The organism is Bacteroides sp. GD17, from assembly GCF_038448625.1.
In the GTDB taxonomy this organism is placed as follows: domain Bacteria; phylum Bacteroidota; class Bacteroidia; order Bacteroidales; family Bacteroidaceae; genus Bacteroides.
In genome coordinates this window covers 943067-960485 of the sequence record NZ_JBCEZS010000001.1, presented here as the reverse complement: position 1 = coordinate 960485, position 17419 = coordinate 943067, and the positions used below count along the sequence as shown (strand labels likewise).

At 47.3% G+C, this 17419-nt stretch carries 13 protein-coding genes and 1 pseudogene; 1 reads left to right on the top strand and 13 read right to left on the bottom strand.

The genetic code is table 11. The features are described from left to right. Positions 1–106: 106 nt before the first annotated feature. The 12 genes and pseudogenes from AAE250_RS03275 to AAE250_RS03220 form a co-directional block, all read right to left on the bottom strand. Positions 107–715: an HU family DNA-binding protein gene (locus AAE250_RS03275; RefSeq protein ID WP_294603214.1), complete on the bottom strand. Its 609-nt coding sequence runs from the start codon at positions 713–715 to the stop codon at positions 107–109. A gap of 476 nt (positions 716–1191) precedes the next feature. Then, the gene (locus tag AAE250_RS03270; protein ID WP_294603212.1) at positions 1192–1884 is read right to left on the bottom strand and encodes an SGNH/GDSL hydrolase family protein; all 693 of its coding nucleotides are present in this window, start codon (positions 1882–1884) and stop codon (positions 1192–1194) included. 33 nt (positions 1885–1917) lie between these two features. After that, a complete protein-coding gene (locus AAE250_RS03265) occupies positions 1918–2829 on the bottom strand; it encodes an alkaline phosphatase (RefSeq protein ID WP_294603209.1) in 912 nt (303 codons plus the stop codon). A 23-nt stretch (positions 2830–2852) separates the two neighbouring features. Beyond that, positions 2853–4334 carry a SusD/RagB family nutrient-binding outer membrane lipoprotein gene (locus AAE250_RS03260; RefSeq protein WP_294603207.1) on the bottom strand — a complete coding sequence of 494 codons (1482 nt, stop codon included), beginning with the start codon at positions 4332–4334 and terminating at the stop codon, positions 2853–2855. Between the two features lie 12 nt (positions 4335–4346). Next, complete coding sequence (locus AAE250_RS03255) at positions 4347–7484, bottom strand: SusC/RagA family TonB-linked outer membrane protein (RefSeq protein WP_294603205.1); 3138 nt, start codon at positions 7482–7484, stop codon at positions 4347–4349. Between the two features lie 23 nt (positions 7485–7507). Further along, complete coding sequence (locus AAE250_RS03250; protein WP_294603203.1) at positions 7508–7999, bottom strand: hypothetical protein; 492 nt, start codon at positions 7997–7999, stop codon at positions 7508–7510. A 161-nt stretch (positions 8000–8160) separates the two neighbouring features. Further along, the gene (locus AAE250_RS03245; protein WP_294603201.1) at positions 8161–9372 is read right to left on the bottom strand and encodes an FAD-binding protein; all 1212 of its coding nucleotides are present in this window, start codon (positions 9370–9372) and stop codon (positions 8161–8163) included. A gap of 12 nt (positions 9373–9384) precedes the next feature. Then, a complete protein-coding gene (locus AAE250_RS03240; RefSeq protein WP_294603199.1) occupies positions 9385–10149 on the bottom strand; it encodes an electron transfer flavoprotein subunit beta/FixA family protein in 765 nt (254 codons plus the stop codon). 1 nt (position 10150) lies between these two features. Next, positions 10151–11380 carry an NAD(P)/FAD-dependent oxidoreductase gene (locus AAE250_RS03235; protein WP_294603198.1) on the bottom strand — a complete coding sequence of 410 codons (1230 nt, stop codon included), beginning with the start codon at positions 11378–11380 and terminating at the stop codon, positions 10151–10153. A gap of 2 nt (positions 11381–11382) precedes the next feature. Further along, complete coding sequence (gene phnW / locus AAE250_RS03230; protein ID WP_294603197.1) at positions 11383–12471, bottom strand: 2-aminoethylphosphonate--pyruvate transaminase; 1089 nt, start codon at positions 12469–12471, stop codon at positions 11383–11385. Then, complete coding sequence (gene phnX, locus AAE250_RS03225; protein WP_294603196.1) at positions 12468–13262, bottom strand: phosphonoacetaldehyde hydrolase; 795 nt, start codon at positions 13260–13262, stop codon at positions 12468–12470. The genes phnW and phnX overlap by 4 nt, the downstream gene beginning before the upstream one ends. Before the next feature lie 32 nt (positions 13263–13294). After that, a pseudogene (locus AAE250_RS03220) lies at positions 13295–14730 on the bottom strand (DUF5690 family protein). Positions 14731–14921: 191 nt separating this feature from the next. Here AAE250_RS03220 and AAE250_RS03215 point away from each other — a divergent pair. After that, a complete protein-coding gene (locus AAE250_RS03215) occupies positions 14922–15800 on the top strand; it encodes a hypothetical protein (protein ID WP_294603194.1) in 879 nt (292 codons plus the stop codon). A gap of 90 nt (positions 15801–15890) precedes the next feature. On the opposite strand, the gene AAE250_RS03210 is transcribed toward AAE250_RS03215, so the two are convergent. Further along, positions 15891–17345, bottom strand: a complete 1455-nt coding sequence (locus tag AAE250_RS03210) for a TolC family protein (RefSeq protein WP_294603193.1) — start codon at positions 17343–17345, stop codon at positions 15891–15893. Between the last annotated feature and the right edge of the window lie 74 nt (positions 17346–17419).

Genomic DNA, 17419 nt, shown 5'->3' with positions numbered 1-17419 from the left:
GCTGATTGATAAGCATGTTGTAGAACATAATTTTTCGAAGATAATGTATAAGGAAACGGAAGGCATACATTATATATATACGTGCGCGCATGGGAACAAGCAAATATCATGCCCGGATGTAGACTACGGAACGGCCGGCACCACGACGGCGAATGAAACCGGATGAGACGAATTCCTGCAAGTCGGAGGTAGCACGACGGTCGGTGACGTTTACAAGGCGGGCATATTCGGCACGGGTGATGCATACATTGGCATCCAGAAAAGACAGCATTTTCTGTTTCCGGGCATCCATATCACCCACTGCCTTCGGTTTTACCGGAAAAAAGCGTTTATCGGCACGCTCCAAATCCATTTTACTATCCACGTAGCGCTTGAACTCGATGCTGGGACGGAACTTCACCGTAGACAACCTGACTGATTCGGCACGGACTTCCTTCTTTGTCATAGCAGGACGGGTACATTTCAGTGTAGTGCTAAAGAAACCAAGTCCTTCCACTTCCACAGTATAGCCGTTGGCCAACCAATCGCCGAGCGTGGTAGTGATGGCCTGCACAATGCCTACAATCATAGCATGGGGCATGTGTTCCTCACGGAAGACTTGGTTCATAAAGTCCTTGCCTGAAATGGTTCCCTTGGAACAGACACGGGCATGGAGCGGTTTCGGCTCTTCACCTTCGGGGGAAGGCGTCTCATAAAGATCATAATAAATACTCATAATTCACTATATATTAAATGTTTATAGAAAGGCTGGAAAAAACTAACCGAGAACACGGGAAGAACTAACCCCGGAATCAGTAGAAACTGAATGCAAAGTTACTAAAAATTATTCTTACTACAGCCATATAAGTTTCTTACAATAGCTGTTGTAAGAAACTTATATGGCTGTAGTAAGAAAGCTGCATAAGTGTAGTAAGATTAATAAGTAGTAACTACAAGCCTACTCGTTGGTAAGTTTGCACTTAGTTCTCAGGCACTTTTATGGACATATTAACAATCAGTCCATCAAGAGTTAATGGCTTGATACATCTATTAAACCATGTTATAAATGGCCCGGTTTCGTATCAAAAATTTGGAGATTGGAAGAAAGCACGTATCTTTGCAATGTGTTTTTCATAGTATTAGATTTAAGGTTAACAAAAGATTGGCTGTCTGGGATAGATAGCCTTTTTTTATGCCCATACATGAACTTAATCAAAGGGATTGCGATATAACAAACAGCGCCACCTGCTCGCTGATACTCTTCATACCCTGCACCGAAGGATGCCCCCACTGCTTATCGACATCGTGCAAGCGGATATTGGTGACCCCATAGTGACGACAGATTTCATCCATAGAGTTGGTTACAGCATCGGATAGTTCGGTATTGGTGATATTGTAAATCTTCGTTTGAGGATAGTTCCGGGTAAGATAATCCATAAGACGACAAAAGGCAGGACGGAAACTATAAAGCTCAGCCTTTGTCCAATCTTCGTATTTATACTCACCGATAGGGGCACCTGCCCAACTGTCATTCGTCCCACCAAATACCAGAAGGATGTCGGGGTTACCCAGATTATCCATGCGAGTGATAAAAGAACGGTCGGAGTAATCGGCCTTCTCGTAACCGGTATTGCAAACGGTGGAACCGGAATAAGAATTGTTGCGTTCTAATTGGAGTCCGTGTTCGTTGATAAAGCGATACCACCACGTTTCTTCTACTTTCGTCACATCGTTTTCTTTCTTCTCACCGAGAACGCCATACCAACAAAGATTGGTGTCGGGGGTAACATAACCGTGAAAGGTTGAGTAAGAATCGCCCAGGATAGAGACTTTCTGCTGAGCAAAGAGGGCTGATGCGAAAGTCAGAAAGACAAAAAGCAGGAAGAATAAAGATTTACGGATCATAATAAATTGGATTTTAACGTATGGGACAAAGCATTATTTCTCGAACACAGGCATGGAGCGTCCGATCCAGACCTGGGGTTTGGTCAGTCCGAAGATCTCGGCCATGACGCCGGTACAGTCGTACTGCATCATGCTGACATCGTCGAAGCAATAGCCTTGCTTGATGTTCTTGCCGGAGATGATGAACGGGGTTTCCATTTCGGACATTGTTTTTCCACCATGACCTTTATTGATTCCACCATGATCGGCAGTGACGATAAAGATTGTATTATCGAGCATACCGGCCTGTTTTACAGCAGCAACAATTTGTCCGATGTAGCCATCCAACTCCTTTAGTTTTTCATAATAGGCCGGAGTATCGTGCCCGTCGGCATGACCGACGTGGTCGGGATTATCAAAAACTATAGCCAGGAGATTGGGCTTCTTTTCAGTGATGTACTGTACGGACATATCGACCAGCGCTGTGGGATTTTTCTGATAGTCGGGTGCAAGAGCATGATGGCTCAGAGACAGCGTATCGACAAGATATTTAATCCCATCCCATTCGTAAAGACAGCCTATTTCTGCCTCCGGACGAGCATCTCTGTATAATTGGAAGATGGTGGGGAATATGCCATGTTCATTAACCACACGTGACGGAAGTTCGGGAGTCTTTGAGCCCCACTCCGTATATCCGTGCAATTCCGGACAGGCACCCATAAACATAGACGCCCAATTTACGGCACTCGACGAAGGCAATACCGAACGCTTCTTCAACGTATACGATCCTTCTTGCATCAGCTTTTTCGTATTAGGCATATCAGCCTTTTCAACGCTATAAGCACCCCAGCCGTCCAGGCCGATCAAGATAACATGTTCAGCCTTAGGAGCTGCTTCGGGAACCGAACAAGACGTAAAGGCCGCCAGCACCAAGGCTGCAAACCGGATGATGTTTCTTTTCTTCATAATCTATCTTCGTTATTTGTAATCTATTTAACAAGCCACATCACATCATTGATATCGTCCGAACCGTTGAATTGCGACTGTAAAGCTGCTTTCAGATTCGCTTCATTGTATTGCTTCTCACGGGTAGGATACATCCAACGCAAAGGAATCCGGCCATTGGCATTTCCCTCGCCTACACTAAATTCGGGGATTCCGGTGCGGCGTTGTTCAAAGAAAGCCTGATAACCTGAATTCTGGAACAAAGATACATATTTTTGTTCACGTATCTGCTTTAGTCCGGAGACATTATTTCCCTGGTATACATTCACCGGATTGGCAAGAAAGGCATCGGCACCTTCGGCTTTCACACCATAAAATTCCATATCGGCACGAATACCGTTTGTATAATAAGTTTCGGCATCCCCATCTATCCAACCCAGGTTGGCAGCTTCGGCAAGGCTGAACTGAAGTTCCTGATAACCCAACTGCACACAAGGCAAACCGGTAGGCGTCACATAGGTAGAATAATTGATATAGGCCAGCATACGGTCACTGCCTTGCTGCTGCAACGCTTCTACCGAGTTGCCCGTCACTCCGCCTACGTACGATGAAAACATCCGCTCGCGTCCTTCTACTCCTTTGTTCTGGTTCTCACCCGGAACCATCTGTATGAAGATACGTGGGTCTTCCGTACGGCGTAGCTGGCTGACGTATGTCTCTCCAATGAAATAGATGCTGGCATATTTCGAGCCATTATCAGGATACAAGGTATATTGATCGTCGGCGGTACCATAATAAGTAATCTGCATGTTATCCCTGATGCTCTCCATCAGGGGGTATTTGCCGGGATTTGAAACAATCTCACGCAGCTGACCGGCAACATTCATCTCGGCATTGCGCTTGCTCAAAGATAAAAGTACCCGTACACGGAAGGTGTTAACAGCTTTTCTCCATTTGGTTAAATCGCCGTTGAAGTAGAGGTCATTTGTCAGAGCAGACGCTTTGCCGGCATAAAGAGCCAGTTCGTCGTTAGCTTCTTCCAGCAGTTTCAGGCAGTTGGTGTATACATCCTTCTGCGTGTCGTACTTGGGAGTGAAGTTTCCTTCCTCTCCCTTAACAGCTTCGGACATAGGGATATCTCCCAGGCGTTCGGTCATACGGATATAAAAGAAGGCTTTAAAGAATTTTGCTACAGGCAGAAACTGTTTGGCTTCGTCCGTGTCCAGCCTTTCCACCTCCTTCTCCATTGCCAGAATATCGCGCAGGCTACCATAGTCCATGCCATATTCTCCTAAAAGGTAATTCTGGTCATCGTACACCACATACGTGGAAACGTAGTACTGGTTCAGACGCTGTGCACGCGTCCAAGGGCCTTCCCAACTATCCTTAATAATACTCTGCAAAATATTGATAGGAGCAGAAATATCCGGCGAATTGGGATTTTCTTGCAAACTCATAAAATGATCGTCGCAGCCGGTAGTCAATGTGACAAGGCTTATCAAGAGCAGATAAAATATTTTCTTCATGGGTCGGAAAATTTAAAAAGTAGCGTTAATGTTTATACCGAAGTTACGGGTAGAAGGTGTCTGCAAAGCACTCGTAGAGCCGGAGAACTGGTCAAGATCCAAGTAATCGGCTTTAGAGAAATAGAGCAAGTTTCTTCCTACTACCGATACGCTGGCCGAGCGCAAGAGACCGATCTTCTTTAGAATGGAAGGCGGCAGAGTATAGGTAATGGTCACATCTCTGAGTTTGACATAAGTGCGGCTCTGATAGGTTTGAGACTCCGTACGATAATAACTGTTGCTGGAACCTGCCCATGCCTGATAAAGCACCGGAGTAGTATTAGGAGCAAATGTACGGGTATCGGACAGGATATTTCCGTCGGCATCGCGTTTCAGCTCACCGCCGGTTACGACTACCCCCGGAGCTACCAAAGTCCCTTTATAGGTATTGCCATATCCTTCGGGATTAGCTTTATAGGCATTCCAGTCAGCCAGTCGCCATTCATTATCCGAATCTTCGTGGCGTCCGGACTTCCATAAGTTCATTGCAATTTCATTGTAAATCTTGCCGCCCACGTTTCCGTCGAGGCTGAAAGAGAAGGTCACATTCTTGTATTTGAATTCGTTATGGAATCCGAAAATAAAGTCGGGATCGTAATTCCCGATATGCTTCTTGATAGGGTCGCGTACGGGAAGTCCGTCTTTATAAATCACCTGTCCGTCGGGTGCACGCATAAAGTCCTGTGCCCAAATCTGGTCTACCCTCTCTCCTTTGCGGATATATCCGTAGTTCTCAATGCCATCGTATATCTTCTCGAGATAACGATGGGACTGCGAAATATTTCCCGAAAGATTCCAGCTAAAGTCTTTCGTCTGAACCGGATTGGCCGTGACGGTGACTTCGAGTCCACGACGCTTATAGGTCAGACCGTTCACCAAGCGAGTGTCATAACCGGAAGAGGAAGGAGTTGAAAGAGAGAATATCTGCGGACCATCTTTGGCTATGAAGTAAGAAACATCGACTCCCAGACGGTTCTTGAAGAAGCGCATGTCGATACCGAACTCGGCAGATGAGCTGAATTCCGGTTTTATATTTGCGTCTTTCAATTCGCTGCTTGTATAGAGAGGAGTTTGACCATTCCAGATACTGCCCGTGATATAGGCATTTTTGAGTTGGTAAGGATCGAGGTCACCACCTACACGAGCATAAGAAGCACGGGCACGCAGGTATGAGAAGACTTTAGAAATGTCGAACATTTCGGAAAGAACTCCACTTAAAGATACCGACGGATAAAAATAAGTATTGTTATCGATGGGCAAAGTGGAAGACTGGTCCATACGCCCGGTCAGGTTGAGAAACAAATAGTTTTTATAATCCAAATCGACATTGGCATATAAACTTCCAACTTCCTTGTCCCATTTCTCTGTTTTTCCTTTCAAGCCTTCAACAGCATTCTGAAAAGTATAAATGCCCGGTACAATCAGCCCACCATGGGTAGTAGTATAAGAATCTTTGTATGATTTCATTCGGTAAGCACCACCTAAGGCTGCCTTTATACCGAAGGAACGGCTGAACTGGTGTGCATAATTCAGCATGAAGTCCGAATTCCAATCTGTATATTGCGTATAAGTTTCGTCGTATCCGCCCACCCATTTCTTGGTTCCATAGTCATCGTCATAGAACGATGCGTTGACCGGATACTTTTCATTCTTGAACTTCTTGTTGGTATTCAGGTTGGTACGGATGCGGAGATCCAACTCCGGCAAAATCCGCCAGGTAAGTGCCAACTGACCGTTAACGTTGTCTTCGGAATACTCGCGGGTATTTTCGTAAGCCATGAACCAGGGATTGTTGTACTGTGCATAGTCGTAGCTGAACTGCTGTATGCCTTCCATACCGGGCACCCAATAATCGCGCAAATCATCGATATTGATGTGGGCTCCGGTCCAGATGCTTAACAGATAGATGGGGCTTCGCGGATTGTAGTATGTTTCGGGGTAATTGGGAGAAGTAGTGCGGTTGAAATTCAAAGTACCCAGAAGCTTGACACGTTCACTGAGGTTCATGGAACCGGAGAAATTCGTATTGAATGAGTTCAACTTTGTGTTGGGAAGTATACCTTTTTGATAAGTATCGGAAATGGAGATACGAAAGTCACCCGACTCCGACTTTTGAGCAATGGCAACGTTATTGGTAGTGATCAGACCGGTCTGCATGAAACGTTCCAAATTGTCTTTTCCAACGGCAAGCCAGGGAGTAGGCGTGCGAACGCCATTGGCATCCATCGGACTGTTGTACTGCTTGATGAGCTGGCCTTCGAAACGAGGCCCCCATACATCCGAGTCCTGGTTATAGATGCCGTTTATATTCCCTTTAAGCCCATCACCAAAATCGTATTTAAAGTTACTGCCGGAACCATAAGAGTTCTGCACACCGGGTTTGGCAATGAAAGAGGTTTGTATCTGGGTAGTGGACTTGACATCTACGCTAAAATTGCGCCCACCGATTGTACCTCTTTTAGTGGTGATTTGTATAGCACCGTTCTTTCCTTCCGAACCGTACAAAGCTGCGGCAGTAGGACCTTTCAGTACCGTTATGGATTCGATGTCGTCCGGACTGAAACTCCATGTATTGTCTGTCACGGGAACACCGTCTATCACATAGATAGGACTCACACCACGAATCTGCACGGAAGGACTGCTCAGCAAGTCGGTACCCGTATTGATACGCATACCTGCCACTTTGCCCACCAACGCACTGATAGGATTGGCATCACGCGATACAGAAATATCATTTCCTTTTACTTCCTGTACGGCATAGCCCAGCATCTTTTTCTGCTTAGGTATGTGCAGCGCCGTAACTACAACGCCCTCTATTTCCTGCACGTCTTCCTGTATTCTATATGTACCCGTAAGACGTGGTTTTTCGACTGTTAGGGGTTTGTACCCAATCATTGTAATACTTATTCCGGCTTTAGGATCGGAAAGCACGATTGTAAATTCTCCGTCGAGATTGGTTATCACGCCGTTCGAAGTCCCGGTTTCTAATATATTTGCACCGATTATAGCCTCATTTGTAGCCGCGTCAATCACTGTTCCACTGATTTTTGTCTGGGCTCGGAGAGCCGTACACATTATCAGCAGAAGACAAAATAATATATTTTTCTTCATACGTTTGCTTGTAGATGATTCAATTATTTCTTACTAATAACTGAAAGTATTTTCTTGGATAGTTTCTTGAATTGTTTCGTCAACTCTTCTTTAGACACATTACTGAAGGTTGCAAAGCGATGGTTGCCGGAATAGACTTCGTTCATATTTTCATCGTAAATCACATACTCAATTGTATGTTGGAAGTTGTTGTATGGATATCCGGCGGCAGACAAATCATATTGGTTCAAATTCAGGAAATACTTCGAGCCGCCCTCCTGTATACTCTGTTTGGTCTCTTCCAGAGCATCCTGAAACAGGTTACGGATGTAATCATTCAACTCACTCTCCGTTGTTCCGATACGGGTTGCAAACTCTTCATTCGTCCAGCAATTGATGTTAATGTTCTTGTTCGTAACTTCCATCAGTTTGATGACAGAAGCAAGATTGGCATTTCTTTCATTCACTTTGGCGGCATTCGCCAGAAGGGCAAATCCAAGACATGCAATCAGCATGATTAGCTTTTTCGTTTTCATGTTTTTACCTTTTAAATAATTATTACCTTTATTTCCGATACAAAAATAGTGAAGGATGAACACGTATAAAATGAATTAAAGGCATTCATTTTATTTATGAGGATTCGTATTATTAATGAAACATTTATGTTGCCTGAATGCAAAAAGCACAGCAAGAAATGTCAGTATAAGCCCACTGTTTCCTCTTTTCCCTGCAATTCCCTGATCAGGGCCGGTAACACTTCTGAAACATTGCCGATTATTCCATAGTCGGCATACTGGAAGATTGGTGCATAAGGATCGTTGTTTATGGCAATAACAGTCTGTGCCTGACTCATAGCAACCGTGTGCTGAACCTGACCGCTGATGCCGCATGCAATGTAGAGAAGCGGTTTCACCGTCTGTCCCGTCTGCCCTATCTGGCATTCATAAGGCAACCAGCCTGCTTCGACCGCAGCACGAGACGCAGCAACCTTACCTCCGAGAAGACGCGCCAGCTCATACAGCAACTTGATGTTCTCCTTATTTTGCATCCCCTTGCCACCGGCTATCAGTACAGAAGCATCTGCAACAGAAGAACAGGAAGTTGTGATTTCTTCTGCTAAAAGCTCTACCCGGTTCTTCGTTGCCAAATGACGGATATCGCATCTGGTAATCCACCCTACCCTACTGTAGTCCAGTTCAACGGGACTCATCACTCCCGGACGGACGGATGCCATTTGCGGTCTGTGAAGAGGCGTTTCGATGGTAGCCAGCAGATTGCCGCCAAAGGCAGGACGAATCTGCAACAGCCTCTGGGAAGAAGGATCGATTTCAAGTTGTGTACAGTCGGCTGTCAGTCCGGTATGCAGGATGGAAGCGGTACGGGCAGATATGCCTCTGCCGAAATGGGTTGCTCCAATCAAAAGAATATTTGGATGATATTGGCGAACCATTCCGACCAGAACATCCGAAACCATTTCTTCCAACTGATCGGCCAGATAAGAACCTTCTGCTATATAAATATGATCGGCACCAGCCGCAATGAGAGACTCTTCATACCCCCTGCATGCATCACCAATCAAGATGACGGAGACCTCTTCCGAAGCAGAATCCGACAAACGACGGGCAGCACCCAGCAATTCATACGTTACAGGCGCTATAGCACCTTTATGGAACTCCGCCATCACCCAAATGCCTTGTGCTTCGGTGCTGCAAGAAAATTCTTCGTGTCCGGCTGTTTCTTCCATGCTTATCAATCCCGACGGACAAGCCTCGATACAGCTTTTGCAAAGCAAACAACGACCTTGATCAATAACGGGGTATTCGTCCATGTAGATAGCATTATATAGACATGCAGATACACATTCACCGCATTGTACACAGTCTGCCAACTGAATTTTAATTGGATTCATAACTGAAAAGTATTATTGGAATTTAGTACAGATCTTTTTCAATTCGGATACATCCTTCATCCACCGAATCGATTTACTATTAGATATGGCATGTGTGTTTACCACTTTTGTAGGCGAACCACTCAAACCCAGGAATGCAGTTTCTACGTTCAATAAGCTTGCATCCCAACACATTATTTTCTTTTGCTGCGCATCCTCCCAATCTTGCAGAGAAGGAGCAGGCAACGTATTTGCCTCTTTGCTTACGGTGAATACACAAGGAAAAGTGGAGCGCAGTATACGAGTGCCCGAATCGAAACTCTTCTTCACTACAATATTGGCAGCTGATATGTCAAGCACGGATTGCACCTCCGTCAGTTGGGGGATGTCCAGCTTACCGGCCACGCCGGGGCCTACCTGCGCTGTATCTCCGTCAATGGCCTGCTTCCCGAACAGCAACAAATCGGCATTTCCTATTTTCTTCACCGCCGCACTGAGTACATAGGCAGTACTCCACGTGTCGCTACCGGCAAACATTCTGTCCGAAAGCAGTATAGCCTCATCAGCACCATAAAGAAGAGCTTCCCGGAGTACAGCTTCCGCTTGCAGGGGGCCCATGGTTACAGCTATAATCTCACCGCCCACTCTGTTACGAATCTCCACTGCCATCCGAAGTGCATGAAGATCATCCGGATTGGTCTGAGATTTATTTCCATGACGAACCAGGGTATGAGTGACGGGATCTATGGAAATTTGCGTCGATGCCGGAACTTGCTTTAAGAATACGATTTGTTTCATCTCATCCACTTTTTTTATGACTACGCGCCAGGGCGCAACTATTCTGGAAATTAATATCAAAAGGATTTATCTCTCCGAAACGGGATGGAGCGAAAGGAGCGGCATCTACAAATGTTGCCTCACCCAATATCTGTTCGGCTATCAGTCTGCCCATTCCTCCACCGGCGGCAACACCTGCCCCACAACATCCGGTCAGTGCATAGAAACCTTTCAGTTGCGAAACGGGACCGATTACAAACATAGCATCGGGCACATAACATGAAGGTCCTGCCACATAATGGGCAATTCCCGTACGACGTATTTGTGGGAAGTAGGCTGCAAAGCCGCCAGCACATGCCGAAAGGATAGACCAACCGTTATCGGGCGTGAAGTCCATGTGCTCGATAGATGGGGGTAACTTATCAGGAGCATAGGAGGCACATTCCGGTTCTCTAAGACCTATAATCAATCCGCCGACATCAGGCCGTGTAAATGCCTTGGCATCGGGCAGCACGGCAAAAGGCTGATGTGGAGGAAACAGCTCCGGATTGTTCTCGGTTATCCAGAAGTGACTGCGTACGGGAGTCATAGGAAGACCGATGCCCAGCGGATACGACAACAGATTCGACCAGGCTCCTGCAGCATCTACCACGACAGGGGCATAGTACTTTTCTCCCGAATCCAACAATACACCTTTCACCGTACCTTCTGAAATCAGAATTTCCCTGACAGCTGCACGCGGACGAATGGTTACTCCGCGCTGCCGGGCAGTTTTGGCATAACCGTTGCACAACTGAGCCGAGTCGATAAAAGCATCGGTAGGCATATAAACAGCCTCACGAACAGTATTCTGCTCAATCCAGGGAAGATGTTTTTTGACACTTGTCGCATCGATCCGCTCCACGGGAATGCCATAATCCAGAGCGGCTGCTTCCAAGGCATCGACTGCATACAGGGACTCGTCAGTAGAAGCAATAGTGATGCTTCCCGTCTGCTGCAAATCGAGCGATTCGCCCAACTCGTCTTCAATCCGTTCAATCGTATCATAAGTTTCCTGCACAATGTCCATAAGCACCCTTTTCGTACGAGCGCGGGTAAGAAGGCATGCGGCACGACTACTGGCTTGTGAGGCAATATCCATACGCTCGAACAGCAGAATCCGTCCGGCATGCCGACAGGCCAGGTGATAGGCGGCGGAAGTACCCAGCAAGCCGCCGCCTATAATGATTATATCAGCTATCTGACTGTCCATATCTATTCGAGTATTTCACGAATGCAAGAAATCAATCTTCTCATATCTTCAGGATATACATCCCCGATATTGCCTATCCGGAATGTTTCGGCATCCGAAATCTTTCCAGGATAGATAACGAATCCTTTTGCCTTCAGACTTTCATAGAAAGACTGAAAGTTGAAATCGCTTGAAGGATAAAGGAAGGACGATATGATGGGGCTTTGTATTTCTGCAGGAAGAAGCGGAGTGAAGCCTAACTCCTGCATACCTTCAATCAAGATCGTATTGTTCTCTTGGTAGCGTTGGTGACGCACCTCAACCCCACCTTCCTGTTCCAAATCCAGAAGAGCCTGATAGAAAGCACGTACCACGTGGGTGGGAGAAGTGAAACGCCACTTGCCTTTTCCTTTTTCCATCACTTCCCATTGGTCGTAGATATCCAGTGAGAGCGACCGGGCAACTCCCTTGCATTCCAGCAGTTTCTTTCTGGAAGCAATGATAAAGCCAAAGCCCGGAACACCCTGAATACATTTATTGGCACTGCTTATCAGGAAGTCTATTCCGTACGCCTTTACATCGATGGGGATACCTCCGAAGCTGCTCATAGCATCTACGATAAAAGTTACCGGATATTCCTTAACCACCCGGCTCACTTCTTCCAGCTGATTCAGTATTCCGGTAGTAGTTTCACAATGAACCATGGCAAAGTGCGTAATGTCTTTATGGGCTTCCAAAGCCCGGCGAACGACTTCCGGGGTAACAGGTTCGGCTTCATGATAAGAGACCAGTTCGTAATTCAACTCATAATAACTTGCAATGGTTGCCATTCTTTTGCCATAAGCACCGTTGGCAATAATTAGCAGTTTATCGGTCGGCTTCACCGTTGCTCCCAAAGTAGCTTCCACACAATAGGTACCACTACCCTGCAGAAGTACAGTGGTGTAATCGGCATCGTCCACTTTGGCCAGCTTGAGGAGGCTTTGGCGAATGGGGGTTACAATACCTTCGTTATAGTCTTTATCCCAAGTGCACCAGTCTTGCAGCATTGCCTCCCGCACCGTTTGTGCTGTGCTCAACGGACCGGGAGTTAACAATAAATAGTTTCTCATAAACTTTCGTGTTCTTTATTTAATTGGTTGATATAGTCCGGCAGTTCGGAGATGGTTTCGAGAACGGCATGAGCTCCTGCCTTCAACATGCGTGCACGGACCTCTCCCATAAGGGAATCTTTTTGTTCGACTGTGAGAAGATTGAATTCAGACTCGGTCAGCCCCATTTCGTTGCTTCCCACAATGACACCGAGGGTATGTACTTTGGCGTTTACACCTTCACGGATATCAGCAATGGTATCGCCTATTTTCACGACCTGGTCTACGGAGGGTACAGCCAGGTCTATCATATTACGATAAATCATATAAGGGGCCGGACGTCCGGCCGGAAGGGAGTCGGGGGTCACCAGATTATCGACTGTATAACCTTTTGATGCGGCTTCCGGGCATACTACGTCCATCATCTGCTGCGTATACCCGGTGGTCGAACCGATTTTTATTCCCCGGTTGCGGAGGGTTTCTATCGTTTCGAGTACCCCCGGTATCGGATCGGTAAAGTCTCGCAGGGAGGCAAACAGATGTTTCTCAAAACTCTGATACATTTCTGCAACATCCTCTTCATTCCAGTCGCGTTTGTAAAGAGTCTGAAATTGTTGTTTCACTTCGGGCATATTCAGTATCGCCTTGATATGGTCTATTTTTAATAAGCCCATCGGCTCACGTGCCTGTCTGTAGCTGATTTCGATTTTCTTTTCCTCGAAGATTCGCAGGAAAGCATTCAAGGGGGCAAAGCATCCATAATCTATGGCTGTACCGGCCCAATCCATAATAACACAAGTAATTTTATTCATACGTTCCTTTTTAATAAGTTATATTTTTCTATTTATACCACATTGTATGCAGCCGTCTCAAGTTCGAGTATTTTTATCTCAGGCATGGCAGGCTGTGCATGTTCCTTTCTGTAGCGCTGATGCAGATAGGCCAGCGAGAAGACAAAGGCAACGCAGCAGATGATGCCCACATAGCCGGCCATAAGATTATAGAAATGAGCCCAGTCTATATTGGGACTGAACAGTTCTTTCGCCACCAATACGATAATGGTACCCGTATATCCCAAAAAGTCATTCAAAGCTATGAAGAAACCTACATTGCCGCGGATCTGGAAGCAGGCAATAAAACGGTCGAAGAAGATAGTCTGAAAAGTAAGATAGGCCAGATAAAGGCAAAGGCTTTGGGCAAACAACCAGGTAACCGTGTTCAGTTGTAGCCGCTCGTACCCGAAGGAGAGGAATATCATGCAAAACATACTTACGACAATCAACGACAGCAAGATGGTCAACGCCTTCAGATTGTTCCGGACGTAAACCATCAGACCGAAAATAACCAGGATAATAACCGTTACCACAGAATCGATCTGCGCAAACAGCCACGATGAATATTGGGAAACATCTACAATCTTCACCAGGAAATCTTCCTTGATATCGCGAAGTATCACCAATACCACATTTGCCACAAAAAGCAGTGTGAGGAAAGGCATAAAGTTGCGGAACAGCGCCCAACGTTGCTTTCCATCAAGCGGTTCCCTCTTGCTGCGGCAAGCGATGTCTTCGGCATCGGGCTGGGGCAACCGGTTGAGGATGATGCCTGCCAACCCGAGCAACGGGAGTGCAGCGGCGCCAATCAATGCGGGCATCCAGAATTCGCTTACCCCCAAAGTATTTGTAACGAACAGTCCCAGCGACTTCGCCGTGCCGGAACTGATAACCATACTCACTCCCATCAGACTGGCCAGAATATCGGTAACGCGCCTCCCTTCCAGAAAGCTGAAGATGACACCCCACATGCAGCCCAACGACAGACCGTTCAGAAACATACCTATTATATTATAAGGAGCAGGCAGCCACCCGAAAAGAAGCAGGGAAGCTTCGGCCATAACCACCGACAACAGGATAAACTTCAGACGGTCTTTCTGCTTCAGTTCGGAAATCAACTTGATTCCTATAAACNAAGAAGCAGGGAAGCTTCGGCCATAACCACCGACAACAGGATAAACTTCAGACGGTCTTTCTGCTTCAGTTCGGAAATCAACTTGATTCCTATAAACTTCGAGATGACATATCCTATAATCTGCACAATGGTGACAACCACCTTATAGTCGATATCAAAAACCTCATAACCGGCAAAGGCTGCGGCGGTATATGGCTTGCGCAGCGCATAAACAAGAGAATAGGACAACAGGGCCGTGCCGCCTGCCCAAAAGATAAATAAGAGGTCCGCGAACTTCTTCCTTAATCCGTTTACTTCTACTTTACTACTCATATTATTTGCTTTTATCTGCGGCAAAAGTAGAGGGGCGATGTTACAGAAATATATCTGAATACATAAATAGATATTATTTATAGCAACACCGAAAACAGTATATCGGGGCGTAACATTTATGTCATATTAATGTAACTCATCCATAAAGGAATCGTGCTTAGATTTGTACATTCAACAAATACACTGCACACATGAACAGTCTTCAGAATCTGTATCAACGAATCGAGTACCTGCGCAACAGCGGAGTTAAAATGAAGGAAATAGCCGACTGGATAGACATGGCGCCAAGTGTACTGTCGTCTTTATACACAACGGTACTGCCCAACTACTTCAGCAACCTGAAAACATATCCTCCGGAGGAAGCGCTGGAGCAAGCTTTGGTGTTGGTAAATAATGTATCGAAAAGAAAGTTGCTGAACTCGATAGATAGCACCATAGCACGTCTCAACGAACTGGAGCCCGACGTACAGACCAATCCCCGGGACAATGTATTTGCATGGCAGTTTCAGGAAGAAATGCTAAGCTCCGCGCAGCGGGTGGATAGCATCAAGGGGACGTATATAAGCTATAGCCTCTCGTCTTCTTCGGATTACCTCAAGGTAGAACCTTTCCTCATAGCATTGTCGGAGAATAAAGAGTATGTGCGGATAGGCAGGCTGAGCGCTTATAAAGATATCCAGTGGGGATTTGGCATCATCGGCGATTCACAAAACATGTACTGCTTCTTTAATGAGAACGAACCGCCTCACTTTACCCCCGTAACCGTATATCTGCAACTCCCCCTGTTCCGCCAACCCAGACAGCTGAGAGGGCTCTATCTGGGGCTGGACTATAACCGGAACCCCGTAGCCCGCCGAATTGTACTGGTGAAAGAATCGGAATCTACCGATATTGAAGAGTTTTCGAACATGAGGAGCGGACTGGTGCCGCAGGAGGAACTGACTCCCGAAGAGCAGGCCTATTATGACTATACGTGCCAGGAGGGGGATGTCATCAAGATGTGTACCGTACCTTCCCTGCAGATGAATGAGAATGATTTGGTGAAGGAGAAGAAGATGCTGGCACTTTAAGAAGAAAACCCCTCCACCGTTTCGGCCGGCTCCATATTCCGGAGGGCGTCACGATGAAGGGGCGAGTGAATGAAGAGAGAGTATGCTGTGTTAATCTCGGCCGCCGCCCAGGGCTTGATACAGGTTGATGACACCTTGTATCTCGTCGAAGCGGTCGGCTACCTGCGTAAGCCGGGCAGAGAGTAGGCCCTGCTGGGCGGTGAGGACTTCCAGGTAGGTGGAAGTGCCGTGCTGCATCAGCAACCGGGTGCTGCGGACGGCGGTTTCGAGGGAGGCAATCTGCCGGGCGCGAAGTTCGGTCTTTCCGCGGGCCACCTGCACTTGGGTGAGGGCGTTGTTCACTTCGCTACCGGCATTGAGTAAGGTTTGTTGGAAAGAGAGTTTCGCCTCTTCCTGTTGGGCGCGGGCTATCTTCAGTTGGGCTACGTTCAGGCCTTTATTGAAGAGGGGTTGCGTCAGGGAGCCGACGGCGGAAAGGAGCAACTTGCCAGGGTTGATAATCATGCTACCCGCCGAGTTGGTCCAACCTGCCGTACCACTCAAAGTGATGGAGGGGTAGAAGGCGGAACGGGCGGCGTTGGTGCTATAAAAAGCAGCTGCAAGGGAGAGCTCGGCACTACGGACGTCGGGACGGCGGGCAAGGAGGTGCAGAGGCACGCCGACGGCCAATTCTTCGGGGAAAGTCTGGGCAAAGAGTGGACTTTGAAGCGCAGATGACTCCTCGTCCGGGGTGCCGCGGCCGGAGGTAATACTATCGGGAGCAATACTGCCGCGCGCTATGCTGCCGGGCACGCGCCCCAGGAGAATGGAAAGCGAGTTTTCCACTTCCGCGGTCTGTTGCCGGAGGTCGAGCAGGGAGGCTTCTACCTGGCGGCAATTAGCTTCGGATTGGGAGACGGAGGCTTCGTTCGTCATGCCGGCTGCCATCATGGCGCGCATGGTGCGTACGCTTTCCTGCCAGCTGGCGGCGGTTTCCTGGGAGATGCGAAGCTGCTCGTCGAGCATCAGCAGGGTGTAATAGAGATTGGCAACGTTGGCTATCAGCGAAGTGGTGACGGCCTGCTCGTATTCCAGGCTCTGAAGATAGAGGGCGCGGGCACGGCGCTTGGCGTTGGTCAGACGGCCAAAGATGTCGAGTTCCCAGCTGGCGGAGGCGATGCCGGTATAAGTCCACGAGCCTTTCGAACGGTCGAAACTGCTGACGCCGCCTTGCGGGGTGAGCATGAACGAAGGCAGATAAGAGAGACGGGCAGACATCAGCGTGGCTTCTGCTTCCCGGATGCGCCAGTGGGCAGAAAGCAGGTCAGTATTTCCCGCCAGGGCCTGCTCGATGAGCGATTGCAGCTGCGGGTCGGTGAAAAGTTCGCGCCAGGAGAGGGAGGCGATGGAGGCGGTGTCCTGCAACTGCAAGCCCTGACCACCCGGCACGTCCTGCCTGTAGAGTCCATCGGTCGTGATATCCTCCGGGCGTTGATATTTGGTATAGATGCCGCAACTGCTCAGTGTGAGGGCAAGAACGGCTAAAACGATCATTTCTTTCTTCATATTGTATAACATTCTATATATTGTTTGAAAACGATAAATGAGAATTTACGGAGTATCCCAAATTCCTCCGCCTG